Origin of the sequence: Burkholderia sp. Bp9031 (genome assembly GCF_003857965.1) — a bacterium.
Taxonomy (GTDB): Bacteria; Pseudomonadota; Gammaproteobacteria; order Burkholderiales; family Burkholderiaceae; genus Burkholderia; species Burkholderia ambifaria_A.
On the sequence record NZ_QTPW01000029.1, the window covers coordinates 1 to 25,796 of the forward strand.

Below are 25,796 nucleotides of genomic sequence, written 5' to 3' on the forward strand. Positions count from 1 at the left end.
AAACCGGTTTTGCCTGCTAAACCCACCCCCACCCACCCCGGGGCGCGGGGGGGGCGCCCCCGGGGGGGCCCCCGGTGCCCCCCCCCCCCCCACCCCCCCCCCCCCCCCCCCCCCCCCCGCGTAAGCGGGCCGTCCAAAGGCCGCGCCTGCTAGGACGCGACGTCGCGCAACGCGTTGTCCCAATCGAGCACGAACCGCTCGATCCCGAACCGCTCGCACGCGTCGCGCTTCGCCGCCGCGCCCCACTCGCGCGCGAGTTCCGGATCGCGGATCAGCATGCGCATCGCGTCGATCAGCGCGGCCGGCCGCGTATCGGCGACACCGTTGTAGCCACTCCTCACGAGTTGCGCCATCTCCGTAGTTGCGAGCGCAACGATCGGCAACCCGATCGTCATCGCCTCGATCACCGCGAGCCCGAGGCTCGTGTAGCGGATCGGATTGAAGAAGAACCGGTAGTGCGACAGGAACTGCGGCAGTGCCGGATTCGGCACTTCGCCGATGCCGCCGAGTTCGGTCGAGCCCATTCCGATCAGGTCGAGCGGCACGCTGTGACGCACGACCTCGAACAGGTCCGCGCCGAGACGCCGTCCGCGTCGCGCGAGGTTGTTCACGACCGTCACGCCCTTCGGCAGCGTGCCGCGATACTCGACGCCATCGGGCAGCAGCACGCCGTGCTCGATCACGCGCGTCGGCGTGATGCCGTTGTCCCACATCAGCGCGTTGAACGGCGTCACGTGCACCAGCAACACGTTCGGGTCCTGCACCGGATGCAGCGTGTCGGTCGGATGCTCGCGCGGCGGATCGTGTTCGACGAACAGCGTCGGCAGCGCGCGCTGCGCGTCGCTCAGGAGGCGCATCCGGTCGTGCGCGTAGTGACTGTGATGTTGATACAGCACGCAGTCGAACTCGGTGTCGCGCACGCATTCGGCGCTCACCTCGTACACGTTGTCGCCCCACGGCAGGTGCCCGACGCGCCCCGCGTAGCCAGGCGGATGCTGCGGCTTCGTCACGATGTAGAAATCGTGCGGCGCCTGCGACAGGTAATACAGATAGTTGCCATGCACGTGCCAGGTGAGCACGCGCAACCGCTTACGTGACATGACGTCTCTCCTCCGCGAGCAGTTCGCCTGCCCGCTCCATCACGTCGTCGACGCCGATCGCGATCGCGCACTCGTGTCCGTACGGGCAGGTGTCGAACATGCACGGCCGGCAGGCCGGGTAGTTCGCGAGCACGCGATGGCGTTCGGCGTCGAGCGGCGCCCAGCGGGCCGTGTCGCTGCCGCATGCGACGACGACGCTCGGCGTACCGAACGCCGCCGCGACGTGCGACACGCCCGTGTCGTTGCACAACAGGAGCCGTGCGCGGCCGATCAGCGCGGCCAGCGCGCCGAGCGGCGTGCGCCCGCACAGGTTCACGCACGGCCGCGCGAAATGCTCGACGAATGCGGCAGCCAGCGCGAGTTCCGCGCGCGTGCCTGTCAGCACGATCTGCCAGCCGTCGTCCGCGAGTTGCCGCGCGGCGCTCGCGAAGCGCTCGACCGGCCAGCGCCGCGACGCCATCCGCGCGCCAGGGTGGACGATCACGTAGCGGCCCGGATCGAGCGCATGCTCGTCGCACAGCACATGCCACAGCGCGTAGTCGAGGCCGCCGAGCGGGAATTCCAGATAGTCGCCCCAGTCCGCATAGCCGAGCTTGCGCGTCAGCGACAGGCAGTGCGTGACCTCCGGTTCGCCGTCGCGCCAGATGACCGAACAGTCGAGCGCGGTCGTGCCGCCGTCGGGCGGCATGAATCCGGCGGTACGCGTCGCGCCGAGCGACGCGACGATCGCATTGGTCTGCACACCATTGCCGTGCAGCTGGATCGCGAGATCGAAATCGCGTGCGCGGCATTCCGCGACGAACCGCTCGCGCGCAGCCGGCTCGGCTTCCGGCTGTTCGCCGAGGCCCGGCGCACCGGGAAACGCGATGAAATTGTCGATGTAGTCGGAGAAGCGCGACGCGAACTCGCGCGCCCACGGCAACCCGATCAGCGTGATGCGTGCACGCGGTTCGCCGCGCCGCAGCGCACGCAGCGCCGGCACCGCGCACAGCATGTCGCCGAGCTGCAGCGCGCGAAATACCGCGATGCGCATCGGACCGGACGACGAGGCAGAGTCGAGCATCATAGGAAGAACACCCGGAAGTGAAGTGCGCCGCGCATGCGCCAGTACAGCGACACGGGCGGAATCGCGATCGACGTGACGATCATCTCGGCGACATGCGACGGCGTGAGCCGCGTGCCGCGCAACCGCTTCGAGCAGAACGCAGCGGTGATCACGGCCCAGGCCGCCGCGCACGCAATGCCCGGCGCGCGCCAGCCGGCCGCGAAACAACCGATCGCGCCGAGCGCGAACAGCACGGCCGCGTAGTAGTTCCACGGCGGCATCGGCCGGATGTGACGCCGGTAGGTCGCGCGATGCTTCTTGTACAGCAGCGCATCGAAGAACACCTTCGACTGCTGTCCGATGCTCGCGCCCCAGTGCGCGGGACGCACCGGATGCACGATCCGCGCGGCATCGACGCCGACGATCGGCCCCGCATGCTCGCGCAGCGCGAACATCAGGTCGGCATCCTCGCGCCATGCGCGCGTGAAGCGTTCGTCGAACCCGCCGACGCGCTCGAGCGCCGTGCGTCGCACGAAGCAGTTCGCGGTCGCGAACTCCGCATGCGCGAGGCCGGCCACGTCGCGCTCATAGTCGGTCGGATGCGGCCGCAGCGGCACGTCGATGCGCCCCGCCGCCGCCACCGCCGACGGTTCGGCCAGCAGCGCGGCCGCACCGTGGCGCAGCCAGGTCGGATCGGGAATCGTGTCGTCGTCGGTGAACGCGATCAGCGCGCCGCGCGCGCTGCGCCAGCCGATGTTACGCGCGCCGGCCGGCCCCTGCGTATCGGGCGCGGTCATGTAGCGGATCACCGGCACGTCGGCCACGCGCTCACGGCACCCGTCGACGACGGGCCACGCGCTACCGGCCGGATCGTCGTCGACGACGACGATCTCGTAGGTGGTCGGATCGAACACCTGCCCGCACAGTGCGTCGAGGCAGCGTTCGAGCAGATCGGGGCGCCGGTAGGTCGGCACGACGACCGACACGACCGGCGGCAGTTGCGTATCGCGCATGTTCATCTCGGTTTCTCCAGCAGGAACGAACCGATCACGAGTGCGTCGAGCGGCGACGTCCAGAAGCATTCGAGCGCGTCGCGCGGCGAACAGACGATCGGCTCGCCGCGCGTGTTGAACGACGTGTTGACGAGCACCGGCACGCCGGTCAGCGCGTCGAACTCGGACAGCAACGCATGCAGCAGCGGATGCTGCGCTTCGTCGACGGTCTGCACGCGCGCGGTGCCATCGATGTGGCGCACCGCCGGAATCGTCGCTTCGGCACCCGGCGCGACGTCGTACACGAACAGCATGAACGGCGCGCGCAGCGGCGTGCGCCGGCCGCCGTTGAACCAGTGATGTGCACGGCTTTCGAGCACGACCGGCGCGACCGGCCGGAAGTCCTCGCGATCCTTGATCCGGTTCAGCTTGCGCTGCATGTCCGGATCGGTCGGCGACGCGAGGATCGAACGCGCGCCGAGCGCGCGCGGCCCGAATTCCATGCGGCCCTGGAACCAGCCGATCACGCGGTTCGCCACAAGCAGCGCGGCCGTCTGCGCGGCGACGTCGGCCAGCCGCCGGTACGGCAGCTGCGCTTCCTTCAGGAACGCCTCGATCGCGTCGTCGCTGTACGACGGCCCGAGATACGCGTGATCCATCCGCCAGTCGCCGCGCATCCCGCGCATCCGGAAGTCGGTCCATAGCGCTGCACCGAGCGCGGTGCCGGCGTCGCCGGCGGCCGGCTGCACCCAGACGTCGTCGAACGGGCCGCGATCGCGGATCTTCGCGTTCATCACGCAGTTCAGCGCGACGCCGCCCGCCATCGCGAGCTGCTTCTCGCCGCTCTCGGCGGCGAGCCAGTCGACCGCCTGCAGCGTGGTTTCCTCGAGCACCAGCTGCAGCGCGTGCGCGATGTCGCAATGATGCGGCTCGATCGGGCCGCCGCGTTCGCGCGGCGCGCCGAACCGCGCGGCCAGGTCGCAGTCGGCGACTTCGTAGCGGCCCGCGCCGTTGTAGCGCACCAGCTTGCGCATCTCGTCGGCGAGCACCGGCTTGCCGTACGACGCGAGCGCCATCACCTTGTATTCGTCCGACGAGTGCAGGAAGCCGAGATAGCGCGTCACGTGCTCGTACAGCAGGCCGAGCGAATGCGGCATGTTGACCTGGCCGAGCCGCCGGTACGACTGGCCGTCGAACACGCCGTAGCTCGTCGTCGCGCGCTCGCCGCGTCCGTCCATCGTCATCACCGCGCAGCGATCATACGGCGCCGCGAGGAACGCGCTGGCCTCGTGCGCGAGATGGTGCTCGATGAAGTGCCAGCGGAACGGCCCGTCGTGCGCGACGCCGCGAAAGCGCTGCTGCAGGTGGTGCGGCGCGCCGCCCGCGAGCTGGCGCGGCGCGTTCACGATCGACGACAGGAACAGCGGATGCCACGGGGACGCGCCGTCGCCGTCGGCGTGCGGCGCGTGCGCGGACGGCGCAAGCGGCAGCGTCAGCTCGGGCGTGTTGCCGCGACGATCGAGTTCGAGCCACGGATCATACGAATACGCGACATGGTCGACGTCCGCGAGCACGATGCCCGCTTCCGCGAGACAGTAGTCGATCGCGTGATACGGCAGCTCCCACGTCGAGAACGGCACCGGTCGCTTCGCATGCTTCACGTGCGTGAAGCGTTCGTCCTCGGCCGCCGCGATCACGACGCCGTCGCGCACGAGGCACGCGGCACTGTCGTGAAACGCGGCGTTGATGCCGAGCGTGTAGATGGGTCCGGGCATGTGTCAGCTCCTCGTCGTGACATGCGCGAAGGGAATCACGTTCGATGCGTTCGCCGCGATCGGCTCGTCGCCGGACGCAGCGGCCCGCGCGGCCGCACGCCGCGCATGGCGCTCGCTGCCGCGCAGCAGCGCGTGCGTCGCCGTGACGACGTCGTCCACGCTCACGCCGAGCAGGCACGGATGGCCCGGCTGGTTGCACACGCTGCGATAGCAGTTGCGGCACGGCACATCGACGTTCAGCGCGCGGTGCGGCACGCGCCAAGGCGTGTGCTGCGGGTTGGTCAGTGCGTACAGGTCGACCACCGGCGTGCCGAGTGCGGCCGCGAGATGCACGGGGCCGCTGTTGTTCGACAGCAGCAGGTCGGCCGTCTCGATCAGCGCACCGAGTTCGCCAAGCGGCAGCGCGCCGGCGAACGGCACCGCGCGCGGACCCGCGCGTTCGCACACGGCCTCGACGAGCGCACGCTCGTCGGCGCTGCCCGTCACCGCGATGCCGTCGAACAGCGGCGCGAGTCGCGCGGCGGCAGCGCCGAAGCGTTCGGCCGGCCAGCGCCGCGACAATGCGCTCGCGCCCGGATGCACGACCAGCCAGCGTGGGCGCGCCCGCCGCGGCCGCCGCGGGCCGCCGACTCGCTGCAACGCGGCGCGCAGCCGAGCGTGCAGCGCGCGCCGCGCCGCATCGCCGGGCTCGAACGCCATTCGCCAGTCGGACGTCTTCGCGCCGACCGAGCGCACCAGCGCAAGCTGGCGCGCGACCTCGTGGCGCACGTGCGATTCCGGCTCGGTCTCCGCGACGCGGTCGGTCAATAGTTCATACGGATTCTCGCGGCAATGCGCGAGCCGCAGCGGAATGCCCGCGAGCCAGCACATCATCGCGGCCGGCAGCGGGCTCTGACTGTAGACGGTGAAGATCACGGCGGCGTCGAAGCGGCCGGCCAGCAGTTGGTCGATCATGTCGAGATCGACGACCGGATCGCCGCGCATGTCCGGATGCTTGACCCACGGCGCGTCATACGTCCATACGTCGTCGACCATCGGCAGATGTTTCGTCAGCGCCGCGCCGGTGCGCGACGTCAACAGCGTGATCCGCCGGCCGTTCCCGCTCTCCTTCAGCGCGCGCAGCGCGGGCGTCGTCATCAGCACGTCGCCGAGGCTGTCGAGCCGCACGCACAGGATGCGGCGCGCACGATCCCAGGCGGCGCTCATCGCCGCCCCCACAAGCCGTGACGGCGCACGGTCTCGCGCACGACGATGTCGGCTGCGAGATCGACGCGGTCGACCACATGGTGCGGCGTGCGCGCGGCATCGAGCCGCCATTCGGTCTCGTTGCCGCAATCGACGAGGATCGTGCTGCAGTGCGCGGCGCGGCCGGCTTCGACGTCATCGAGGATGTCGCCAATCATCCAGCTCCATTCGGCCACGGCGCCGAGCGTCGCGATCGCGCGGCGCACCATCCCCGGGCGCGGCTTGCGGCAGAGGCAGTCGCAGCTGTAGCGCGGCACGCTGCCCGCGGGGTGATGCGGGCAGTAAAAAAAGTCCGCCAGCGTCGCGCCGTTTGCTTCGAACAGTTCGGCGAGACGCCGGCGGACCGCGCCAAGCTCGTGTTCGGTAAAGCGGCCGAGCGCGACGCCTGGCTGGTTCGACACGACCGCGAGCGGCATGCCCGTCGCGCCGAGCGTGCGCAGCGCGCGCGCGGCGCCCGGTGCGAGCTGCATCCTCGCGGGATCGACGTTGTACGGGATGTTCTCGAGCAGCGTGCCGTCCTTGTCGAGCAGCACCGCGCCCGGCAACCGTCGTGCGCGCGTCAGGGCCATGACGTCTCCTTCATCGGCAGCACCATCAGCTCCGGCACGACGGTGCCCGGCGGCTGCGTCAGCACGAAGCGCACGGCGGCCGCAACGTGTTCGGGCGGCTGCAGCGTGTCCTCGTCGATGTCGGGGAAGCGGTCGAGCAGGAACGGCGTGCGCATCCCGCCCGCGACGATCGCCGACACGCTTACGCCGGCCGGCCGCAGCTCCGCGTGCAGCGCATGCGACAGGCCGAGCAGCCCCCACTTCGTCGCGTGATACGCGGACGCATTCGGCCACGCGCGCTTCGATGCGGTCGACGCGATGTTGACGATGTGGCCGCTGCCGCGCGCCTTCATCATCGGCACGGCGGCATGGCACATCAGGTACGGGCCGAACAGGTTGGTCATCAGCACCTGCTGCCACGCGGCGACGCTCACGTCGTCGATCGGCGCGGTCACGTCGATCGCCGCGTTGTTGACGATCACATCGAGATCGCCGAGTGCCTCGCGCGCGTCGTGCACGACCTGCAGCACTGACGCCTCGTCGCGCACGTCGAGCGGCCGACCGATCGCCTGGCCGCCATGCCGCTCGAGGCGTTGCGCAACAGCCGCCGCGCGATCGCCGTCGAGATCGGCGACGATCACGTGCGCGCCGTGTTGCGCCAGCTCCTCGCAGATGGCTTCGCCGAGGCCGCGGCCGCCGCCCGTGACGAGCGCGGTGCGGCCCGCGAGCGGCGGGCGGGCGGGATCGTGGGTCGCGTTCAACATGCACCTCCTGTCAGCGGCCGAAGAATCGTAAGAATCATGGTCGTGACGCCTGTCGCGACAAGCGTCGATACAGGAGATCCAGCGAGAACCGTGCCCGTCTGCACACGCCCGCGCCATGTCGGGCCGCGGCGCGCGCGCGCTGGCTTTTTTATAACCTGCTGTAAAAACCTGCCCGGCCGGCCGCGCTCAGATCGCGAGCCCGTCCGGCGTCGCCTGCGCGCGGTGCTTCGCGAGCGCGCGCAGGCAGTGCGCAATGCAGCCCGCGAACGCCTCGTCGAACCACGGCTGCGCGCCCGACACGCCGACCACGATCCCGTGCTGTGCGACGCCACCCCACAGGTTCGTGTCGCCCGCGCGCAGCCGGTACGGCTCCAGCGCCTGCACGACATGGCAGTCGCGGCCGGTTTCCCACGACAGCCGCGCCTTCGCGCGTGCGTACGCGCGATAGTCGGCATCCCAGTCCTTCGGGTCGGGTAGCGAGAACTCGTACAGGATCGCGTCCTCGAACGCCGCGTCGCGGGGTCCGAGTGCCGGATCCATGATCACGATGTGCAGGCAGCCGCTGTCGCCGACGAAGTCGCTCTGCAGCGCAGCCGACAACGTCGGCAGCAGCAGCTCGACGGCCGCGACCGCGGCCTGGCGATCGGCGAACGCGCTACCGCCGCGACGCTCGGTCAGCACGCCGGGTGTCGTCCGGTTCGGAAGATTCGCCATGGATTTCTCCAGAGGAAAACGCGAGCGCGCAGCGCAGCGATCGGGTCGGCCGCTATCGCGGGCTTGGTCAGGTCGGCTGCGCTCGACGTCGTCGCGCGCGAAGTCGCGAAGTCGAAGTACTTGCGGTATTGACGTCGAGCAGGCTGTCGACCGCGCGCGGGTTCGGTTCCGCCTCGGGCACGCTCACGTGGCGCTCGTATCCGCGGCCCGGTCGTCCCGCGCATCGCGCCGTCAATGGTGCGGTTCGCGATCGCGGCCCGCGCCGCCGCCCGGTTCGGGATCACGCGCAGCAGGCTGCGTCGGCGTGACGGTGCGTTGGGACGGATGCAGCACCATGCCCGTGTCGTGTTCGCCATCGCGACGCACGCGCACGCGGTTTTCGACGTCGCGCACGCACATGCAGCCGTCGGCGATGTCCTCGATGTCGTGCTTCATCCAGCGCGACGGCACGGTGCCCTCGAGTTCGACGCGGCCGTCGCGCACCTGCACGCTGACGTCGCTCACATCGATGTCGAGCGCATACGTGAGCTGCTCGCAGACGTCCTCGCGAATCCGCTCGTCCGAGCGTGTATAACCTTTCGGGCCGCGGCGGTGACGCATGGCCTCGCGTTGCGCATCGCTGCCGAAACGCGACAGGTCCGGCGCATCGGCACGGCGTGGGTCGCGTGGGTCGTAATCGCGCTCGCCGCCGTACCAGCCCATCCGGTGATGACCGCGGAACCCCGGCTGGTCGCCACCATAGCGGCCTTCACGGCCCTCGCCGCCTTCCGCACGGCGCCCGCCGCCGTAGCCGCGTTCGGCTTCCCACGCGGGATCGCGCGCACCGCCCGGCGCGTCGTGCCAGTCGGCACCGGTGTCGCCGCGACGCCGCTCGGCCGCCGGGCGCGCCGAGCGTTCGCTCCATTCGCTGCCCCAGTCTTCCGGGCCGACGTCCTCGCTCGCGAAGCGCCGGTACGCGGATTCGTAGTCGGCGTCGTGCCGCTGCGGTCCGTCGTCGCGGAAGTCGCGCTCGCCGGCACCCCGGTACGCGCGTTCGCTGCGTTCCTGCCAGTCGGGCGGGCCGCTCCGTTCGGCTTGCCGTCCGGGATATCGTCGTTGCATCGTGTCTCTCCTTGCGCGCGCCAGTGCCGCGCACGGCCCCATGCCGCGTCGCGGCGCGCGTCGGTCGGATCGTTGCAAATCGCGTGCCGCGTTCGCGGCCGGGATCGACACAGCGATGCGAGCAGGCGATGGCGAGCCGCTCGTCGAATTGCGCCGTTCGTGCCCTTCTCCTTGGCAATCTTCTGTCGGGCGCCCTCGGCCCGGCGCCGCTAATCGGGTGTCGTTAACCGGGCGTCCCTACCCGGGCGTCCCTATCTGCAACGCGATTGCAGTTTTTGCGCGGCAAGGCGCCCTATCGCGACCCTATGCGCCGCCCGCGCCCGGTTCCTCCGGCGCGTCAGGATCGTCCGTGCTGCCGGGCTCGCTCAGCCGCTCCGTGCGATCCGGCTCGATGTCGGCGCCGTCCTCCAGCCCCGCATCGCCGTCCGCGGACGCGCGCTCGCCGGTACCCGCGCGGTCGGTATCGCTGTCGAGCGCCGCGTCGCCGCGCTCCAGCGCGTGCTCGTCGAGCGGCGAATCGACGTCGAACACATGACGGCGCGCGCCGGCCGTGTCGCTGCCGCTGTCGGACGAATCGCTCGGCCCCAGCGCGCGGCCGTCGCGGCCGCGCCGTGCGTTGTCGTCGTCCGGGCCGGCCGGTTCGTTGTCGGGGTTCAGTGTGCTGTTCATGGCGATGCCCTCGTGTAGCCGTGGAGCGCCCCGCCGCTGCCGGGCCGGCTGTCGCGCCCGGCCCGCCACGGCGTGCGGACTCGATAGCGATGCAAGCGGCATGCCGCGCCGCTATTGCGCGAGCCGCCGCCGGCCGATTTCCTGCCGCGATTCCTGCCGCGAGCGCCGGGCGGCACACGCGATGCGCACCCGTTGATCAGGCGAATTGAGTTCCCCTATGCTTTCGGGGTGCCAATCCGATTCGAGTTGCTGCCGCCGGTCCGCCCGGCTGTGGCAGGGCGCGGTTTGCGCGCTCGCATCCGACTTGCCGTTCCGATGAAGAAACACGACGTCATTTCCGCTCCTCCCCCGCCGCTCGGCCCTGCCGATGCGCGCGATTTGCTGCACCGCTTCGCGGAGTTCCGCTTCGAGACCGTCGTCGGGGCGATCACCGACTACGCGGTGTTCATGCTCGACCCGCACGGCAACGTCGCGACGTGGAACGCGGGCGCGGAGCGCATCAAGGGCTATCGCCCCACCGAGATCGTCGGCCACCATTTCTCGCGCTTCTATCCGCCCGACGCGATCGCGGCCGGCCGGCCGGCGTTCGGGCTCGACGAAGCCGTCGCGAACGGTCGCTTCGAGGATGAAGGCTGGCGCGTGCGCAAGGACGGTTCGCTGTTCTGGGCCAGCGTGACGATCACGGCCGTGCACGATCACGCGGGCCGGCTGGCGGGCTTCATCAAGATCACGCGCGACATGACCGAACGCAAGCGGCTCGCGGAACTCGAAGTGTCGACGCACCGGCTCAGCGTATTCATCGCGATGCTCGCGCACGAGCTGCGCAACCATCTCGCGCCGCTGCGGCACTCGGTCGGCGTGCTGCAGAGCCTGCCCGATCCGGCGCCTGCGCTCGCGCTGTGCCGCGATGCCGTGCACCGCCAGGTCACGCAACTGACGCGACTCGTCGACGACCTGCTCGACGTCGGGCGCATCACGGCCGGCAAGGTCGAACTCGACGACGCGCCGATGACGGTGCGCGACCTCGTCTGCCGCGGCGTGGAAAGCATCCAGCCGAAGCTGGCCGCGCGCGAGCAGCATATCCGCGTCGACCTGCCGGGCGATCCGCTGGTGGTGCGCGGCGACGCCGCGCGGCTCGTGCAGGTGCTGCACAACCTGCTCGACAACGCATCGAAATTCTCGCCGCACGGCGGCCGCATCGACGTCGGCGCGCGCGTCGAAGGCTCGGTCGCCGCGATCCACGTGACCGATCACGGCGTCGGTATCGCGCCGGGCTCGCTCGAATCGATCTTCGACCTGTTCGAACAGGAAGGCGTGCCGGGGCGCCACCCGTCGGACGGCTTCGGGCTCGGCCTCGCGATCTGCCGGTCGTTCGTCGAGCTGCACGGCGGGATGATTGCCGCCGAAAGCGACGGCCCCGGCCACGGCGCGACGTTCACGGTGCGGCTGCCGGTCGAGCACGCAGCGCGCTCAGCGCCCGTCGACGCGCCCGCGCCGCGCGCAACCGAACAGCCGGCCGGTGCGCCGCTTCGCATCGTCGTCGTCGACGACAACCGCGACTCCGCCGACACGCTCGCCGTCCTGCTGCAGGTCAAGGGCCACGCGCCGCGCGTTGCATACAACGCGGACGACGCGCTCGCGCTCGCCCGCGACACCGTTCCGCACCTGATGCTCATCGACCTGTCGATGCCCGACGTCGACGGCTTCGCGCTGCTGCGCGAACTGCGCGCGATCGACGCACTGGCCGGCATGACCTGCGCCGCGCTGTCCGGCCATGCGCGCCCGGACGATCTTGCACGCACCGCGAGCGAGGGCTTCGACGATCACCTCGTGAAGCCCGTCGAGATGGCGGTGCTCGACGCGCTGCTGCAGCGCGTCGCGCGGAAGGTTCAGGGCACGCGCTGAGCGCTCAGGCCATCGCGCGGCACATCGCCGCGCAGCTTTCGCATGCCAGCGCGCAGCGGCGGCAATGCTCGTGCGCATGCCGCGCGCATTCGGCCGCGCACAGGTCGCACGCGTGTGCGCACAACGCGCACACGCGCGGCGCGAGCACGCCGCCGCGCGCCATCGCGCCCGACGCGAAGCGGCACAGCTGCGCGCATTCGATGTCGAGCGCGATGCAGTCGGCCAGTTTGTGCGCGTCGGACTCGGCCAGGCATCCGGCCATACATGCATCGCAGGCATGCGCGCACGCGTCGCACGCGGCCATGCAGTTGTCGTAGCAAGCGCTCATCTCGTTCATCGCATCGCTCCTCGTTCCGGTTCGACTCGTCATGGCGGCGGCTTCACTTTCATCCAGCCCGGCTCGCGCACGTCGAACGCGCGATACGCATCGATCGAGCAAGGCGCGCACCCGGAGGGCGCGCACAAGCAATCAGGAAATCGGCGGCTGCGCTGCGTTCAATGCGTCAAACCGAACGCGGCCTTCAGGCTCGCGACGATCATCTGCATCGCGATTGCGGCAAGAATCATCCCCATCAGGCGCTGCGTGACGGCCGTCACGCGCGGCGACAGGTAGCGGCCGATGAACGGCGCGGCGAAAAGCGCCGCGCTCAGCAGCACCAGGAACGCGACGAGCCCGAGCGCGAACGCGAGCGTCTGGCCGCTCGAGAACGCGGTGTGGCCGAGCACGATCATCGTCGCGATCGTGCCGGGACCGACCAGCAGCGGGATCGTCAGCGGATAGATCGCGATGCTGTCTGCCGCCGCCGGATCGGCCCCCTCGTCGTCGCCCGGCGAATGCTGGCGGCTTGGCGCGCCGTGCAGCATCGACAGCGCGATCAGGAGCACGAGCAGCCCGCCCGCGAGCCGGAAATCGTCGATCGTGAGGCCGAACGCGCGCAGGATCGCGCCGCCCGCGACGGCCGACACGATGCAGCCGATCGTCACGCCGATCGCGGCCGTCAGCGCGACCTTGCGGCGCACGGTGTCGGCCGCGCCTTCGGTCAGCGACAGGAAGACCGGAATGTTCGCGATCGGGTTCATGATCGCGAACAGTGCCGCGAACACCTTGATGGAGAAACTGAAGTCGAGGTTCACAGGCGGGCTCCGCTGGTGCAACGCGTATCGAATGCCGGTTTCGGTGCGCGCGCCGCGCGATGGCGCGGCACGTCTGCGGGCCATCCCGCCATCACACGTGCGGCGCGCCCTGCTGCTCCAGCGCCGCTTCCGCCCGCAGGCAGTCGAGATCGCGGCCGATCGTCGCGACCGCGAGCCGCGCGTTGCCGCGCCAGTACGTCACCGAACCGTCATGCGCGCGCAGATCGCCGTCGATCTCGACGCGGTCCCATTGCTCCGCATGTCCCACATAGCGGACCGTCAGGTCGTAGTGCTGGCTCCAGAAGAACGGCACCGCGTCGAACGGCCGCTGCTGGCCGAGCATGTTGCGCGCCGCCGCGATGCCCTGCCGCTCCGCGACGACCCAGTGCTCGACGCGAATACGTTCGCCCGTCAACGGATCGGGCCAGCGCGCGATGTCACCGGCCGCATAGATATCGGGTGCGCTCGTCTGCAGGAACCGGTCGACCGTCACGCCGCGATCGACGGCCAGGCCCGCCTCCTGCGCGAGCGCGACGTTCGGATGCACGCCGATGCCGACCACCACGACGTCGGCCGGCAGCGCATCGCCGCTCGACAGCGTCACGCAGTCCGGCGCGATCTGCGCCAGCGTCGCGCCGAGATGGAACGTCACGCCGTGCGACTCGTGCAGCGCGCGGATCGTGTCGCCGAGCGCTTCGCCGAGCACGCGCGCCATCGGATGCGCATCGGGCGCGACCACCTGCACGACGAGCCCGCGCGTGCGCAACGCGGCAGCCGCTTCGAGGCCGATGAAGCTCGCACCGACCACGACGCAGCGCTGCGCCGTCTTCAGCTTGCCGATCAGCGCATCGCAATCGGCGCGCGAGCGCAGCACGCACACGTGCGGCAGATCGGCGCCCGGCACGGTCAGCCGGTTCGGCTCGGCGCCGGTCGCGAGCAGCAGCGCGCCGTAGCCGACGCGGCTGCCGTCCGCGAGTTCGACCGCGTGCTGCGAGGGGTCGATCCGCGCAACGCGCGTACCGCAGCGCACGTCGATGCGCTGGTCGGTATAAAACGACGCCCCGCGCAGCGGCAGCCAGTCGGCTTCGGCCGTGCCGGCCAGATAATCCTTCGACAGGTTCGGCCGGTCGTACGGCGGCTCGCTGTCCGCACTCAGCAGCGTGATCGTGTGCGGATAGCCTTCCTGTCGCAGCGTCACGGCCGCCGCGATCGCAGCCGCGCCGCCGCCGACGATCACCACCGATTCGGGCAGCCCGGCCGCGTTCAGGACGGGCGGCGCTGCGGCGGGCCGTGCATCGAGCACGACCGCGCGGCCGTCGCGACGCTCGACGCGCCAGCACGTCAGGCCGTCGAGTGCCGGCGCGCGCAGCAGTTCTCCGGTACGCAAACAGAACGCCGCGTGATGCCACGGGCAGCGAATCGTGTCGCCGACGAGCAACCCGTCGGCCAGCGGCGCGCCGTAGTGCGGGCATTGCGCGCCCACGGCGAACAGTTCGTCGGCGCGGCGCACGAGCAGCACCGTGGCGTCGCCGACCCGGCCCTCGATCATCGCGCCGTCGGCGATGTCGTCGAGCGCGATGCCTTGCGCGAGATCGGGATGTGAAGACGATGCGGCGCTTCCGGACATGGCGTGGCTCCCGGGGGGGTGGGTAACGATCCCATTATCGGCGTCCTTCCTGAAAAGAACAGGTACAGACGACCCCGCAGCGCACGCAAACACGGACTGTGGCTTGTATGCGATCCACGACCGGCGTAGAACGTCATCCACGTTGCGGCGCAACACACCGGATGCGCATGTGCGGCTGTCTGCCGCGCCGAGCAATCCACATGCCGCACCTGCCTTCATCCCGTCACGAGGAGCGACCCGATGGCCACCGTCCTGTGCGTGCTCTATCCCGACCCGGTCGACGGCTATCCGCCGCATTACGTGCGCGACACGATTCCGGTCATCACGCGGTACGCCGACGGCCAGACTGCGCCGACGCCGGCCGGCCCGCCCGGCTTCCGGCCCGGCGAACTCGTCGGTTCGGTATCGGGCGCGCTCGGTTTGCGCGGCTATCTGGAAGCGCACGGCCATACGTTGATCGTGACCAGCGACAAGGACGGCCGCGACTGCGAATTCGAGCGCCGGCTGCCCGAAGCGGACGTGGTGATTTCGCAGCCGTTCTGGCCGGCCTACCTGACGGCCGAGCGGATCGCGATGGCGCCCAGGCTCAAGCTCGCGCTGACGGCCGGCATCGGCTCCGATCACGTCGATCTCGACGCGGCGGCCCGCGCGCACATCACGGTGGCCGAAGTCACGGGCTCGAACAGCGTCAGCGTGGCCGAACACGTCGTGATGACGACGCTCGCGCTGGTGCGCAACTACCTGCCGTCTCATGCGATCGCGCAGCAAGGCGGCTGGAACATCGCCGACTGCGTGTCGCGCAGCTACGACGTCGAAGGCATGCATTTCGGCACGGTCGGCGCGGGGCGGATCGGCCTCGCGGTGCTGCGCCGGCTGAAGCCGTTCGGCCTGCACCTGCACTACACGCAGCGGCACCGGCTCGACGCCGCGATCGAGCAGGAACTCGGGCTGACCTGGCACGCCGATGCCGCGTCGCTCGCGGGCGCGGTCGATATCGTCAACCTGCAGATCCCGCTCTACCCGTCGACCGAGCACCTGTTCGACGCGGCGATGCTCGCGCGGATGAAGCGCGGCGCGTACCTGATCAACACCGCGCGCGCGAAGCTGGTCGAGCGCGACGCGGTGGTGCGCGCCGTCGCGTCCGGGCATCTCGCCGGCTACGGCGGCGATGTCTGGTTTCCGCAGCCGGCGCCCGCCGACCATCCGTGGCGCACGATGCCGTTCAACGGGATGACGCCGCACATCTCCGGCACGTCGCTGTCCGCGCAGGCGCGCTATGCGGCCGGCACGCTGGAGATCCTGCAGAGCTGGTTCGACGGGACGCCGATCCGCAACGAATACCTGATCGTCGACGGCGGGACGCTTGCCGGGACGGGCAAGCAATCCTATCGGCTCACGTGACCTGACGAGACGGCACGCGATGCACCGCCGCGCCGTCAGTCCATGCAGGCCGTCGCGAGCTTGCCGACCGTGACGATCGCCCGCTCGATCTCCGGCGACCACGGGCTGCTGTAGTTCAGCCGGATGAAGTTCCGGTAGGTGTCCGCGATCGAGAACATGTAGCCGGGGCCGATCGTGATCCCCTGTTCCAGCGCGAGCTGGTACAGCCGCATCGCATCGACCTGCACCGGCAACTCGACCCACAATACGTACCCGCCCGCCGGGCTCGAGATGCGCGTGCCTTCCGGGAAAAACCGCGACACCATCGCGCGCATCAGGTTCGCCTGCTGTGCATACGCCTTGCGGATTCGCCGCAGGTGATGTTCGTAGCCGTCTCGCTCGAGAAACTCGGCGATCGCGAGCTGCGGCAGCGACGGCGTCGCCAGCGTGTTCAGGAACTTCAGCTTCTCGACCTGTTCGCGATAGCGGCCCGGCAATGCCCAGCCGATCCGGTAGGCCGCCGTCAGGCTCTTCGAGAACGACGCGCAGTGCAGCACGATCCCGTTGCGGTCGAACGCTTTCAGCGCGCTCGGGTGCGCATTGCCGAAATACAGTTCGTTGTACACGCCGTTCTCGATCACAGGCATGTCGGCCTTCGTTGCGAATTCAACCAGTTCGCGCTTGCGCTCGTCCGGCATCTGGAAGCCGAGCGGGTTCTGGAAGTTCGGCATCACCATGCATGCGGCGATCGGCTGCGACTTCGCAATTGCCGCCAGCGCCGCGATGTCGATGCCGTATTCCGGATGCGTCGCGACCTCGATCGCCTTCATCCCCATCCGCTCGATCGCGTGCAGCATCGCGTAGAACGTCGGCGATTCCACCGCGATCGTGTCGCCGGGCTTCGCGACCGCCTGCAAACAAAGATTGATCGCCTCCGTCGCGCCGACCGTCACGATGATCTCGTTCGGATCGACCGACATCCCGTTTTCCAGGTAGCGTCGCGCGATCTGCCGGATCAGGCGCGGATGGCCCGGCGGCAGCCCGTCCGTCACCCCCCACAGCGACTTGTCGCGGCCGGCCGCATACGCGTAGCGGTTCAGCTTCTCGAACGGAAACAGGCTCGGGTCCGGATACGGCGAGCCGAGCGGCACTGCGTCGTCGGTGCCGATCGAGCGCAGTGTCGACAGCACGAGCCGGCTCACGTCGACCGACGACGAGATCGCGATCGGCTTCGACGGCCGCAGCTCACGCACCGGCGCGTGGCCGTCGTCGTTGCGCAGGTTCACGAAGTAGCCCGACTGCGGGCGGCTTTCCAGCAGCCCGCGGCTTTCGAGCAGCAGGTATGCGTGCAGCACGGTCGTGATGCTGATCCGGTGCTGCTGGCTCGCCTGCCGTACCGACGGCACACGATCGCCATGTCGATACACGCGTTGCCGGATGAGTCTCTCTATGTCGTTCGCGAATTTCTCGTAGAGCTTCATCCGCCTCGCCCCGCCTGCGGTGAACCAGCCTCCGACGCGTGTGCGCGCGTGCCGCGCCGATGCGCGAAGCCGGATAGCCGAGCCCGGTGGCGGGTGTCCTGGTGCGAACGTCGGCCGTTACCGAAATTGAAGGCGGATAGCAATGCGAAATCCATCATGACGAGGATCGGCATCCTACTGCGTCAATTCGGCGAATGTAAGTGACAGTTTGGCGATCAAACGTCAAATCGCGCGGGTGTGGTGAACAGATGGGAGGGTCGTGGCATGCAGCCGCGTCCCGTGCGATCCGTGCCGCCGCGCACATGCGGTCGTGACGCGGATCGTCGCCGCGCAACGGCACGATGCAAACGCACGGTGGCGTTCGCGCGCGAGTTCATGCGCACCGACACTCGGCAATTCTGATTGTCTGCGGCTCGCGAACGCGCAATGCAGGTACGTGCGTCGCGATGCGCGGCGCCGACGCGATTCGCGCAATAGCCGATCGCCGAGTCGCGTCGGGTGCGAGCGCTGGATGCCTAACCGAGCGCGTGGCGCACGATCTTGCCGCCGAATCCCGTCACGATGTTGTCGACCGAGAACGGCGTCGCCTCCTCGGCCTCGACGATGACCGCGACGCTGCCGGGCACGAGCCGCGTCGCGACCGATTCGACGAACTGGCCGTCGAGCAGCGCATTGCCGGCTGCGTCCGCGACGATGCCGGCGCCCGCGCCGGCCGCCATGCCGGTGATCACGCCGAGCGGCCCGGCGAGCATACCCAGCAGGCCGCCCGCGAACGCACCGATCAGGCCGCCCTTGAACGGCCGCGACTCGGCGTCGAGCACGGCGAGCTGGCCGGCCGCGTCCTTCTCGACGATGACGCCGTTGTCGACGTGGAATCCTTCATGCTTGTCCGACAGCGCCTCGAAATCGTTCGCGGCCCGACGGGCCGTTTCGACGCTGCCGAATACGGCGACGATCAGTTGCCTGGTCATTCGACACCTCTCCTGTTGATGATCCGCGCGCGCGCCGCCAGTCGACGATCATCCGCGGACGGTTCGGACCGGGCGCGCGTTGCGTGCCGATATCCGTGGGTTCGATACACGTGCGTGACGTGCGTGAAGTGCGTGACATGCCTGAAGCGCCTGAAGCGCCTGAAGTGCCTGAAGTGCCTGAAGTGCCTGAAGCGCCTGAAATGCCTGACGTGCCTGTCGCCACGCCGCGCGGTGCGGTGCGGTGCGGTGCGGTGCGGTGCGGTGCGGTGCGGGCCGCACGTTACCGGCGCGCATGCGCATCCTCCTCGACATCGTCGACTTCCGCCGGAAAACGATGCTGGCCGAAGCTCAGGATCAGCACGCCCACCGCGAGCAGCACGATCCCGAACGTGGTCATCAGCATCCGCTCCGGACTATCCGTCGCGCCGCGCAGGATCAGGTCGCGCGCGAGCGACGTCATCGCGATGAACAGCGGAAAGCGCACGGGCAGCCGGCCGAGCCGCAGGTATCGCACGTCCATCGCGAGCACTTCCAGGTACAGGAACATCAGCAGCAGGTCGGTGAGCGACACCTCGCCCGCGAGCACAACCTTCCACGCTTCCTGCACCATCGCGAACGAGGTGGCGAGGCCGATCACGATCAGGCCGGCCAGTTCGGCCGCATGGAGGAAGTGTCCGAAGCGGCGGCGGATGCGCTCGGCGGCTGTATCGGCGGATGCAGTAGACGTATTCAAGGCGATGACCGGTGCAATGACGTATGTGTCGCGCTCGACGCTGCGTCGACGCGACGGATGGTATCGGGCGGCGGGAAGCCCGCGGCGTGCGCATCGGGAACGGTTGCGCGCGCACCGGCTGCGGTGGTGGCCTGCGCGACCGCGGACAGCGTCCGCCGGCAGCACTGGTGGAACGCGACGCCAGCATCGGTGCACGCCACACCGTCGCCCGCGCGATCCAGCAACAGCCGGCAGCCGAGATACCGTTCGAGGCAGTCGAGCCGCTCACTCACCTGCGCGTCGCCGAGCTTCAGTTCGGCCGCCGCGCCGGACAGCCCGCCGTGCTCGACCACCGCAACGAAAATACGCATCGCTTCCAACAGGTTCATCATGATGGTCCTCGTCGGCGCTCGGAGCGAACCTAATCTACTGCACGCGTCACGCCCGCTCAAGAGCACAGCGCCGCGGGCTTCAGGAGTACAGCTACAGGCGCGCGACGCAAAATCGGACCCCGATCAACCCATTCAAATGACAGATTGTCGATACGTGTTCCAAAGACCCGCCGAAGCTGCTAGATTGCATGCTCGACGACGTTACGCGGTGCGCAAGGGTCACGCGCCGGGCGAACGCGCGGCCACCCTGTCCGCCGCCCGTTGCGCGCCCGCAGCGGCAGCCCGCCGCCGCTGCGGCCCGTTGCGCGATGCTCGCGCAACGTCCTTCATCCGCATGTCACAAAGAGAACAGTCGCATGACACAGTCCAACCGTTCGTCTTCGCGCGCCGCGGCATCCGCGGCCCGTCCGTCCCGACATGACTGACCGGCAGGCCGCGATGCAAACCCGTCCCCCGCTTTCCCAGGCCGTTCACAGCCCGATCACGCGCAGCGCGATCTTCCTCGTGGCGACGATCAATCCCGGCGCCGATCACGCCGACACGATCCGCTCATGGTGCGGCGACATCGCCGCGCTCGTGCGCTCGGTCGGCAAGCGCGTGCCGGGCGGCAACCTGTCCTGCGTATGCGGCTTCGGCGCCGACGCGTGGGATGCGCTGTTCGGCGATCCGCGTCCCGCGTCACTGCATCCGTTTCGCGAATTCGGCGCCGGCCAGCGTGTCGCCGTCGCGACGCCGGGCGACATCCTGCTGCACATCCGCGCCGACGCGATGGACCTGTGCTTCGAACTCGCCACGCAACTGCTCGGCGCGCTCGGCGACGCGGTCACGGTCGTCGACGAGGTGCACGGCTTCCGCAATTTCGACCAGCGCGCGATGATCGGCTTCGTCGACGGCACCGAGAACCCGGAAGGCCGCGAGGCGGTCGACTTCACGGTAATCGGCGACGAGGACGCCGAATTCGCCGGCGGCAGCTACGTGATCGTGCAGAAGTACCTGCACGACATGGCCGGCTGGAACGCACTCGCGGTCGAGACGCAGGAGCGCATCATCGGGCGCACCAAATTGTCCGACATCGAGCTCGCGCCGGACGTGAAGCCGTCGTGCTCGCACAGCTCGCTGACCACGCTCGACGAAAACGGCCAGGAAGTGAAGATCCTGCGCGACAACATGCCGTTCGGGCGCCCCGGCTCCAGCGAATTCGGCACCTATTTCATCGGCTACGCGCGTTCGCCGGCGCCGATCGAGCAGATGCTCGAGAACATGTTCGTCGGCCGCCCGCCCGGCAACTACGACCGGTTGCTCGATTACAGCCGCGCGGTCACCGGGTCGCTGTTCTTCGTGCCGTCGGCCGACCTGCTCGAAGCGCTCGCCGATCGCGCGGTACCGGCCGACGCCACCGCCGCCGCCGCGCAGCCGGCCCCCTCATCGCCCGAGTCGCGTCGTGACGGCTCGCTGAACATCGGATCGCTGAAAGGAACCAAAGCCTATGAATAACCTGCACCGCGAACTCGCGCCGATTTCGTCGTCCGCCTGGGAGCAGATCGAGGAAGAAGTCGCACGCACGTTCAAGCGCTCGGTGGCCGGGCGCCGCGTGGTCGACGTCGAAGGCCCGGCCGGCCCCGAGTTGTCGGCCGTCGGCACCGGGCATCAGCGCGAGGTTGCCGCGCCGCGCGAGCAGGTGAGCGCGCGGCTGCGCGAAGTGCGCACGATCGTCGAGCTGACGGTACCGTTCGAGCTGAGCCGCGATGCGATCGACAGCGTCGAGCGTGGTGCGCGCGACGCCGACTGGCAGCCTGCGAAGGACGCCGCGCAGCGCCTCGCGTTCGCCGAAGACGGCGCGATCTTCGACGGCTATCAGGCCGTGGGCATCGTCGGCATCCGCGAGGGCACGTCGAACCGCAAGCTCACGCTGCCGACCGACGTCAGCGCATACCCGGACGCAATCAGCGATGCGCTGGAAGCGCTGCGGCTCGCCGGCGTCGACGGCCCGTACTCGGTCGTGCTCGGTTCGGATGCCTACACGGCGCTCAGCGAAGCGCGCGACCAGGGCTATCCGGTGCTCGGCCACATCAAGCGCATCGTCAGCGGCGAGATCATCTGGGCGCCGGCGATCAGCGGCGGCTGCGTGCTGTCCACGCGCGGCGGCGATTACGAGCTGCACCTCGGGGAAGACGTCTCGATCGGCTATACGAGCCACACCGACAAGGCCGTCCGCCTGTACCTGCGCGAAACGTTCACGTTCCTGATGCTGACGAGCGAGGCATCGGTGGCCGTGGCGCCGCAGGACAGCACGGCGGCCTGAGCGCGGTTGCCAGCGCACGATGTCCGCCCGGGCATCGTGCGCGACCGGCCGCGCCGCCGGCCGCATGTTCGTCGCCGATCCAGCCCATCTTGCATGGAGTGTGTGTCATGAGCGATTCGAATGAGGCATTGCAGGCGCTGCAGGCGTCGGTCGACACCCTGAAGAAGACGGTCGACGCGAACGCGAGCAGCCAGACCGGCGATACCGCCGTGCTGTTTACCGTGGTGTCGCTGATGCTGGCCGAGCTGCCGCCCGACACGCGCAACCTGATCGAGGATTCGTTCTCCGTCTGGGCCAATGGTCTGCCGAATGCGGCACTCTCGACCGACGTGAAACAGATTGCGCGGCAGCGGCTCGCGATGAAACTTTCCGACTGATCGCGGTTCCCCACGGTTGCGCCATGTCCGGCCCGACCCGTGCAACCCGCCCTCGCCTTCGGCCCCCACGCACGCATCGGCTGCGGCGCGCGCGTGGCCGGTCATGACCGGTTCCCGCACGCTCGCCCGTCAGCACACGCACCGTGCCACGCCTCCCGCCTTGCGAGCCGTTTTCCGGCTGCCAGCGCCCTGCGCGCCGATGTCGCACCGCGCGCCGTTCGCGTGCCGCCCGCCTCCGCGTCCAGCCATCGCACGCCTCACCCGCCGCGCACGCCCGCACCGCCGTGCGCACGCCCGTCTGTACTCCTTGCCGCCGATGCGCGCGTCCATGTGAGGGTGCAATTCAGGGCCGGTCCGGCGTGGAACTGTGTCTTGGATGGCCCCTGCCGATTCGCTATTTTGAACGCAGTCGAAGCGATGCCGTGGGCTCCTCGCAGCACTCGCGCTTCCCGACGCGCCCGTGCGCCACGCCGACGCGCGCTGCGCGACCGCAGAGGCGCGGCACGCGCGGCACGCGCGCCGCCGCGCCGCCGCGTCGTGCGTCGTGCGTCGTGCGTCGTGCGTCGTGCGTCGTGCGCCGCCGCGTCGTGCGTCGTGCGGTCGCGGTCGCCGTCTGGACGCGCAAGCGCCACACCGCATCGGGACCTCACCCTTCGACCCACCTTCACCGACAGGAGCCAGACCACCATGCCCGCACTTTGCGATATCTGTCACGCCCGGCCGGCCGTCGCGCGCGCCACCGTGATGCAGGACGGCGAGCGCAAGACGATCTCGATCTGCGACTACCACTTCCGTCAGCTGATGCGCCATCAGAGCATGCTGAATCCGTTCGATTCGCTGCTGGGCGGCGGCGGACCGTCGTCGCTGTTCGGCGGGCTCGGCGACGAATCGCCGCTGGCCGCCGAGATTCCGCGCGAATCGGTCGACCCGACCGACGCGTTCAGCGAGCAGACGCTCGAACTGCTGCAGCGCGCGGCCGAGAAGGCGCACGAACTGCGCCGCAGCGAGCTCGACTCCGAACACCTGTTGTACGCACTCGCGGACACCGACGTGTGCGCCGCCTTGCTGAAGGAACTGAAGCTGTCGCCGCAGGACATCAAGTCGTACATCGACGAGCATGCGCATACCGGCACGGCCGACGCCGATGCGCCGCTCGACAAGCTGTCGATCTCGCCGCGCGTGAAGAAGGCCGTGCAGTACGCGTTCCAGGCGTCGCGCGATCTCGGCCACTCGTACATCGGCCCCGAGCACCTGCTGATCGGGCTCGCGTCGGTGCCGGACAGCGTCGCCGGCACGCTGCTGAAGAAATACGGCGTGACGCCCGAGGCGCTGCGCCAGAAGGTCGTGAAGGTGGTCGGCAAAGGTGCCGAGGACGGCCGCGTCGATGCGCCGACCGGCACGCCGAACCTCGACAAGTTCGGCCGCGACCTCACCGCGATCGCGCGCCAGGGCAAGCTCGACCCGGTGCTCGGCCGCGCGCAGGAAATCGAGAGCACGATCGAAGTGCTCGCGCGCCGCAAGAAGAACAACCCGGTACTGATCGGCGAGCCGGGCGTCGGCAAGACCGCGATCGTCGAAGGGCTCGCGCAGCGGATCGTCAACGGCGACGTGCCCGAAGTGCTGCGCGACAAGCGGCTCGTCGAAGTCAACATCAACTCGATGGTGGCCGGCGCGAAGTATCGCGGCGAATTCGAGGAACGCGCGAAGCAGCTGATCGACGAAGTGACTGCGAAGCAGGACGAACTGATCCTGTTCATCGACGAGCTGCACACGATCGTCGGTGCGGGCCAGGGCGGCGGCGAAGGCGGCCTCGACATCGCGAACGTGCTGAAGCCCGCGCTCGCGCGCGGCGAGCTGAGCCTGATCGGCGCGACCACGCTCAACGAGTACCAGAAGTACATCGAGAAGGACGCCGCGCTCGAACGGCGCTTCCAGCCGGTGTTCGTGCCGGAGCCGAGCGTCGAGCAGACGATCGTGATCCTGCGCGGGCTGCGCGACAGCCTCGAGGCGCATCACCAGGTGACGTTCGCCGACGATGCGTTCGTCGCGGCGGCCGAGTTCGCCGATCGCTACATCACGTCGCGCTTCCTGCCCGACAAGGCGATCGACCTGATCGACCAGGCCGCCGCGCGCGTGCGGATCGGCGCGACGTCGCGCCCGGTCGACATCCAGGAAGGCGAAGCGCAGATCGCGCAACTGAAGCGCGAGCAGGACTACGCAACGTCGCGCAAGCGTTTCGACGAAGCGAAGCAGTTCGAGGAGCAGATCAACGCGAAGCAGAAAACCGTCGACGAGATGATGGAGGCGTGGCAGCGCAAGACCGGCTCGGAAACGCTCGAAGTGACCGTCGAATCGGTGGCCGAAGTCGTGTCGCGGCTGACCGGCATCCCCGTGTCCGAGCTCACGCAGGAAGAACGCCAGAAGCTGCTGAAGATGGAAGAGCAGTTGCGCGAGCGCGTGGTCGGCCAGAGCGATGCGGTGGTCGCCGTCAGCGATGCCGTGCGGCTGTCGCGCGCCGGGCTCGGCCAGACGCACCGGCCGATCGCGACGTTCCTGTTCCTCGGGCCGACCGGCGTCGGCAAGACCGAGCTCGCGAAAGCGCTCGCCGAGACCGTGTTCGGCGACGAGCAGGCGATCATCCGCATCGACATGTCCGAGTACATGGAGCGGCACGCGGTCGCGCGGCTGATCGGCGCGCCGCCCGGCTATGTCGGCTACGACGAGGGTGGCCAGCTCACCGAGCGCGTGCGGCGCCGCCCGTACAGCGTGATCCTGCTCGACGAGATCGAGAAGGCGCACCCGGACGTCTACAACGTGCTGCTGCAGGTGTTCGACGACGGCCGGCTGACCGACGGCAAGGGCCGCGTGGTCGACTTCAGCAACACGATCATCATCGCGACGAGCAACCTCGGCGCCGCGATCATCATGGACAACCTCACGCAGCCCGAAGCCGCGCGCAAGACCGACAAGGCGATCCGCGAGCAGCTGATGCAGGTGTTGAAGGGCCATTTCCGCCCCGAGTTCCTGAACCGGATCGACGAGGTGATCGTGTTCCATGCGCTGTCGAAGGAGAACATCCGCTCGATCGTGCAGATCCAGCTCGATCGCGTGGTGCGCACCGCCGCCGCGCAGGACATCACGCTCGTGATGGGCGAGTCGCTCGTCGAACACCTGACCGAAGCCGGCTACCAGCCGGAATTCGGCGCGCGAGAGCTGAAGCGGCAGATCCGCCAGACCATCGAGACGCGGCTCGCGAAGGAGATCCTGGCCGACCGGCTGAAATCGGGCGACCGGTGCGAGGTCGACTACGACAAGGACAGCGACGAAGTGAAGTTCAACACGCTCGCGCCGCCTGAAGCCAAGGGCGCGAGCAAGAGCGTCGACGGCAAGTCCAAGCCGAACGGCAAGGCAGCGAACGCGTCGTCCGATGAAAAGGAGGACGAATCGAAATCCGATACGCCTCCGGCCGCCGGATCGCCGGCCGCCGGGTCGCCGGCCGCCACGAAGTCATCCGGCAAGAAGTCGTCCGGTGCGAAGAAGGACGCACATTGACACCACGCGG

The 25,796-nt window shown here is 69.2% G+C and carries 23 protein-coding genes; 6 read left to right on the forward strand and 17 right to left on the reverse strand.

Going from position 1 to position 25,796, the window contains the following annotated elements; all coding sequences use genetic code 11:
• Positions 1 to 149: 149 nt before the first annotated feature.
• The 10 genes from DIE15_RS28530 to DIE15_RS28575 all read right to left on the reverse strand — a co-directional run bounded on the left by DIE15_RS28530 (position 150) and on the right by DIE15_RS28575 (position 9,953).
• Positions 150 to 1,100, reverse strand: a complete 951-nt coding sequence (locus DIE15_RS28530; protein ID WP_124834883.1) for a glycosyltransferase family 4 protein — start codon at positions 1,098 to 1,100, stop codon at positions 150 to 152.
• A complete protein-coding gene (locus DIE15_RS28535; protein ID WP_124834884.1) occupies positions 1,090 to 2,166 on the reverse strand; it encodes a glycosyltransferase family 9 protein in 1,077 nt (358 codons plus the stop codon). Before DIE15_RS28535 ends, DIE15_RS28530 begins: the two co-directional genes overlap by 11 nt.
• Positions 2,163 to 3,164, reverse strand: coding sequence for a glycosyltransferase family 2 protein (locus DIE15_RS28540; RefSeq protein WP_124834885.1), 1,002 nt, complete (start codon positions 3,162 to 3,164; stop codon positions 2,163 to 2,165). Before DIE15_RS28540 ends, DIE15_RS28535 begins: the two co-directional genes overlap by 4 nt.
• Positions 3,161 to 4,912 (reverse strand): carbamoyltransferase C-terminal domain-containing protein, encoded by a 1,752-nt coding sequence (locus DIE15_RS28545; protein WP_124834886.1) that lies wholly within the window; start codon positions 4,910 to 4,912, stop codon positions 3,161 to 3,163. The genes DIE15_RS28540 and DIE15_RS28545 overlap by 4 nt, the downstream gene beginning before the upstream one ends.
• A gap of 3 nt (positions 4,913 to 4,915) precedes the next feature.
• Complete coding sequence (locus tag DIE15_RS28550; RefSeq protein WP_124834887.1) at positions 4,916 to 6,118, reverse strand: glycosyltransferase family 9 protein; 1,203 nt, start codon at positions 6,116 to 6,118, stop codon at positions 4,916 to 4,918.
• A complete protein-coding gene (locus tag DIE15_RS28555) occupies positions 6,115 to 6,726 on the reverse strand; it encodes an HAD-IIIA family hydrolase (RefSeq protein WP_124834888.1) in 612 nt (203 codons plus the stop codon). The genes DIE15_RS28550 and DIE15_RS28555 overlap by 4 nt, the downstream gene beginning before the upstream one ends.
• Entirely contained in the window at positions 6,717 to 7,469 is a 753-nt protein-coding gene (locus tag DIE15_RS28560; RefSeq protein WP_124834889.1) for an SDR family oxidoreductase, read from the reverse strand. The genes DIE15_RS28555 and DIE15_RS28560 overlap by 10 nt, the downstream gene beginning before the upstream one ends.
• A gap of 186 nt (positions 7,470 to 7,655) precedes the next feature.
• A complete protein-coding gene (locus DIE15_RS28565) occupies positions 7,656 to 8,183 on the reverse strand; it encodes a hypothetical protein (RefSeq protein ID WP_260428367.1) in 528 nt (175 codons plus the stop codon).
• A 231-nt stretch (positions 8,184 to 8,414) separates the two neighbouring features.
• Positions 8,415 to 9,284, reverse strand: coding sequence for a BON domain-containing protein (locus tag DIE15_RS28570; RefSeq protein WP_124834890.1), 870 nt, complete (start codon positions 9,282 to 9,284; stop codon positions 8,415 to 8,417).
• Positions 9,285 to 9,587: 303 nt separating this feature from the next.
• A complete protein-coding gene (locus tag DIE15_RS28575; protein ID WP_124834891.1) occupies positions 9,588 to 9,953 on the reverse strand; it encodes a chemotaxis protein in 366 nt (121 codons plus the stop codon).
• Between the two features lie 315 nt (positions 9,954 to 10,268).
• On the opposite strand from DIE15_RS28575, the gene DIE15_RS28580 reads away from it, so the two are divergent.
• Entirely contained in the window at positions 10,269 to 11,858 is a 1,590-nt protein-coding gene (locus DIE15_RS28580; RefSeq protein ID WP_124834892.1) for an ATP-binding protein, read from the forward strand.
• A gap of 4 nt (positions 11,859 to 11,862) precedes the next feature.
• Here the strand turns inward: DIE15_RS28580 and DIE15_RS28585 are convergent, their stop codons facing one another.
• The 3 genes from DIE15_RS28585 to DIE15_RS28595 form a co-directional block, all read right to left on the reverse strand.
• A complete protein-coding gene (locus DIE15_RS28585; protein WP_221624182.1) occupies positions 11,863 to 12,186 on the reverse strand; it encodes a four-helix bundle copper-binding protein in 324 nt (107 codons plus the stop codon).
• Between the two features lie 167 nt (positions 12,187 to 12,353).
• Positions 12,354 to 12,992: a MarC family protein gene (locus DIE15_RS28590; RefSeq protein WP_124834894.1), complete on the reverse strand. Its 639-nt coding sequence runs from the start codon at positions 12,990 to 12,992 to the stop codon at positions 12,354 to 12,356.
• 91 nt (positions 12,993 to 13,083) lie between these two features.
• Positions 13,084 to 14,619, reverse strand: a complete 1,536-nt coding sequence (locus tag DIE15_RS28595) for an FAD-dependent oxidoreductase (protein ID WP_124834895.1) — start codon at positions 14,617 to 14,619, stop codon at positions 13,084 to 13,086.
• A 240-nt stretch (positions 14,620 to 14,859) separates the two neighbouring features.
• On the opposite strand from DIE15_RS28595, the gene DIE15_RS28600 reads away from it, so the two are divergent.
• Positions 14,860 to 16,020 (forward strand): NAD-dependent formate dehydrogenase, encoded by a 1,161-nt coding sequence (locus DIE15_RS28600; protein WP_124834896.1) that lies wholly within the window; start codon positions 14,860 to 14,862, stop codon positions 16,018 to 16,020.
• A gap of 35 nt (positions 16,021 to 16,055) precedes the next feature.
• On the opposite strand, the gene DIE15_RS28605 is transcribed toward DIE15_RS28600, so the two are convergent.
• The 4 genes from DIE15_RS28605 to DIE15_RS28625 form a co-directional block, all read right to left on the reverse strand.
• Positions 16,056 to 17,480 (reverse strand): PLP-dependent aminotransferase family protein, encoded by a 1,425-nt coding sequence (locus DIE15_RS28605; RefSeq protein ID WP_057930072.1) that lies wholly within the window; start codon positions 17,478 to 17,480, stop codon positions 16,056 to 16,058.
• A gap of 515 nt (positions 17,481 to 17,995) precedes the next feature.
• Complete coding sequence (locus DIE15_RS28610; protein WP_124834897.1) at positions 17,996 to 18,451, reverse strand: DUF1269 domain-containing protein; 456 nt, start codon at positions 18,449 to 18,451, stop codon at positions 17,996 to 17,998.
• 280 nt (positions 18,452 to 18,731) lie between these two features.
• Positions 18,732 to 19,184, reverse strand: a complete 453-nt coding sequence (locus DIE15_RS28620; protein WP_057930069.1) for a phosphate-starvation-inducible protein PsiE — start codon at positions 19,182 to 19,184, stop codon at positions 18,732 to 18,734.
• Complete coding sequence (locus tag DIE15_RS28625; RefSeq protein ID WP_242431981.1) at positions 19,181 to 19,555, reverse strand: LysR family transcriptional regulator; 375 nt, start codon at positions 19,553 to 19,555, stop codon at positions 19,181 to 19,183. The genes DIE15_RS28620 and DIE15_RS28625 overlap by 4 nt, the downstream gene beginning before the upstream one ends.
• A gap of 417 nt (positions 19,556 to 19,972) precedes the next feature.
• Here DIE15_RS28625 and DIE15_RS28635 point away from each other — a divergent pair, with 417 nt between their 5' ends.
• The 4 genes from DIE15_RS28635 to DIE15_RS28650 all read left to right on the forward strand — a co-directional run bounded on the left by DIE15_RS28635 (position 19,973) and on the right by DIE15_RS28650 (position 25,786).
• Entirely contained in the window at positions 19,973 to 21,049 is a 1,077-nt protein-coding gene (locus tag DIE15_RS28635; RefSeq protein WP_124834900.1) for a Dyp-type peroxidase, read from the forward strand.
• Positions 21,042 to 21,857, forward strand: coding sequence for a family 1 encapsulin nanocompartment shell protein (locus tag DIE15_RS28640; protein WP_124834901.1), 816 nt, complete (start codon positions 21,042 to 21,044; stop codon positions 21,855 to 21,857). Before DIE15_RS28635 ends, DIE15_RS28640 begins: the two co-directional genes overlap by 8 nt.
• A 107-nt stretch (positions 21,858 to 21,964) precedes the next feature.
• The gene (locus DIE15_RS28645; protein WP_124834902.1) at positions 21,965 to 22,234 is read left to right on the forward strand and encodes a hypothetical protein; all 270 of its coding nucleotides are present in this window, start codon (positions 21,965 to 21,967) and stop codon (positions 22,232 to 22,234) included.
• Positions 22,235 to 22,921: 687 nt separating this feature from the next.
• A complete protein-coding gene (locus tag DIE15_RS28650; RefSeq protein ID WP_124834903.1) occupies positions 22,922 to 25,786 on the forward strand; it encodes an ATP-dependent Clp protease ATP-binding subunit in 2,865 nt (954 codons plus the stop codon).
• Positions 25,787 to 25,796 lie beyond the last annotated feature (10 nt).

Coding starts and splice junctions, on each gene's coding strand:
- DIE15_RS28650 (WP_124834903.1), top strand. CDS start 22,922: ATGCCCGCACTTTGCGATATCTGTCACGCCCGGCCGGCCGTCGCGCGC.
- DIE15_RS28635 (WP_124834900.1), top strand. CDS start 19,973: ATGACTGACCGGCAGGCCGCGATGCAAACCCGTCCCCCGCTTTCCCAG.
- DIE15_RS28540 (WP_124834885.1), bottom strand. CDS start 3,164: ATGAACATGCGCGATACGCAACTGCCGCCGGTCGTGTCGGTCGTCGTG.
- DIE15_RS28530 (WP_124834883.1), bottom strand. CDS start 1,100: ATGTCACGTAAGCGGTTGCGCGTGCTCACCTGGCACGTGCATGGCAAC.
- DIE15_RS28560 (WP_124834889.1), bottom strand. CDS start 7,469: ATGTTGAACGCGACCCACGATCCCGCCCGCCCGCCGCTCGCGGGCCGC.
- DIE15_RS28595 (WP_124834895.1), bottom strand. CDS start 14,619: ATGTCCGGAAGCGCCGCATCGTCTTCACATCCCGATCTCGCGCAAGGC.
- DIE15_RS28640 (WP_124834901.1), top strand. CDS start 21,042: ATGAATAACCTGCACCGCGAACTCGCGCCGATTTCGTCGTCCGCCTGG.
- DIE15_RS28625 (WP_242431981.1), bottom strand. CDS start 19,555: ATGATGAACCTGTTGGAAGCGATGCGTATTTTCGTTGCGGTGGTCGAG.
- DIE15_RS28555 (WP_124834888.1), bottom strand. CDS start 6,726: ATGGCCCTGACGCGCGCACGACGGTTGCCGGGCGCGGTGCTGCTCGAC.
- DIE15_RS28600 (WP_124834896.1), top strand. CDS start 14,860: ATGGCCACCGTCCTGTGCGTGCTCTATCCCGACCCGGTCGACGGCTAT.
- DIE15_RS28570 (WP_124834890.1), bottom strand. CDS start 9,284: ATGCAACGACGATATCCCGGACGGCAAGCCGAACGGAGCGGCCCGCCC.
- DIE15_RS28545 (WP_124834886.1), bottom strand. CDS start 4,912: ATGCCCGGACCCATCTACACGCTCGGCATCAACGCCGCGTTTCACGAC.
- DIE15_RS28585 (WP_221624182.1), bottom strand. CDS start 12,186: ATGAGCGCTTGCTACGACAACTGCATGGCCGCGTGCGACGCGTGCGCG.
- DIE15_RS28610 (WP_124834897.1), bottom strand. CDS start 18,451: ATGACCAGGCAACTGATCGTCGCCGTATTCGGCAGCGTCGAAACGGCC.
- DIE15_RS28565 (WP_260428367.1), bottom strand. CDS start 8,183: ATGGCGAATCTTCCGAACCGGACGACACCCGGCGTGCTGACCGAGCGT.
- DIE15_RS28575 (WP_124834891.1), bottom strand. CDS start 9,953: ATGAACAGCACACTGAACCCCGACAACGAACCGGCCGGCCCGGACGAC.
- DIE15_RS28605 (WP_057930072.1), bottom strand. CDS start 17,480: ATGAAGCTCTACGAGAAATTCGCGAACGACATAGAGAGACTCATCCGG.
- DIE15_RS28580 (WP_124834892.1), top strand. CDS start 10,269: ATGAAGAAACACGACGTCATTTCCGCTCCTCCCCCGCCGCTCGGCCCT.
- DIE15_RS28550 (WP_124834887.1), bottom strand. CDS start 6,118: ATGAGCGCCGCCTGGGATCGTGCGCGCCGCATCCTGTGCGTGCGGCTC.
- DIE15_RS28535 (WP_124834884.1), bottom strand. CDS start 2,166: ATGATGCTCGACTCTGCCTCGTCGTCCGGTCCGATGCGCATCGCGGTA.
- DIE15_RS28645 (WP_124834902.1), top strand. CDS start 21,965: ATGAGCGATTCGAATGAGGCATTGCAGGCGCTGCAGGCGTCGGTCGAC.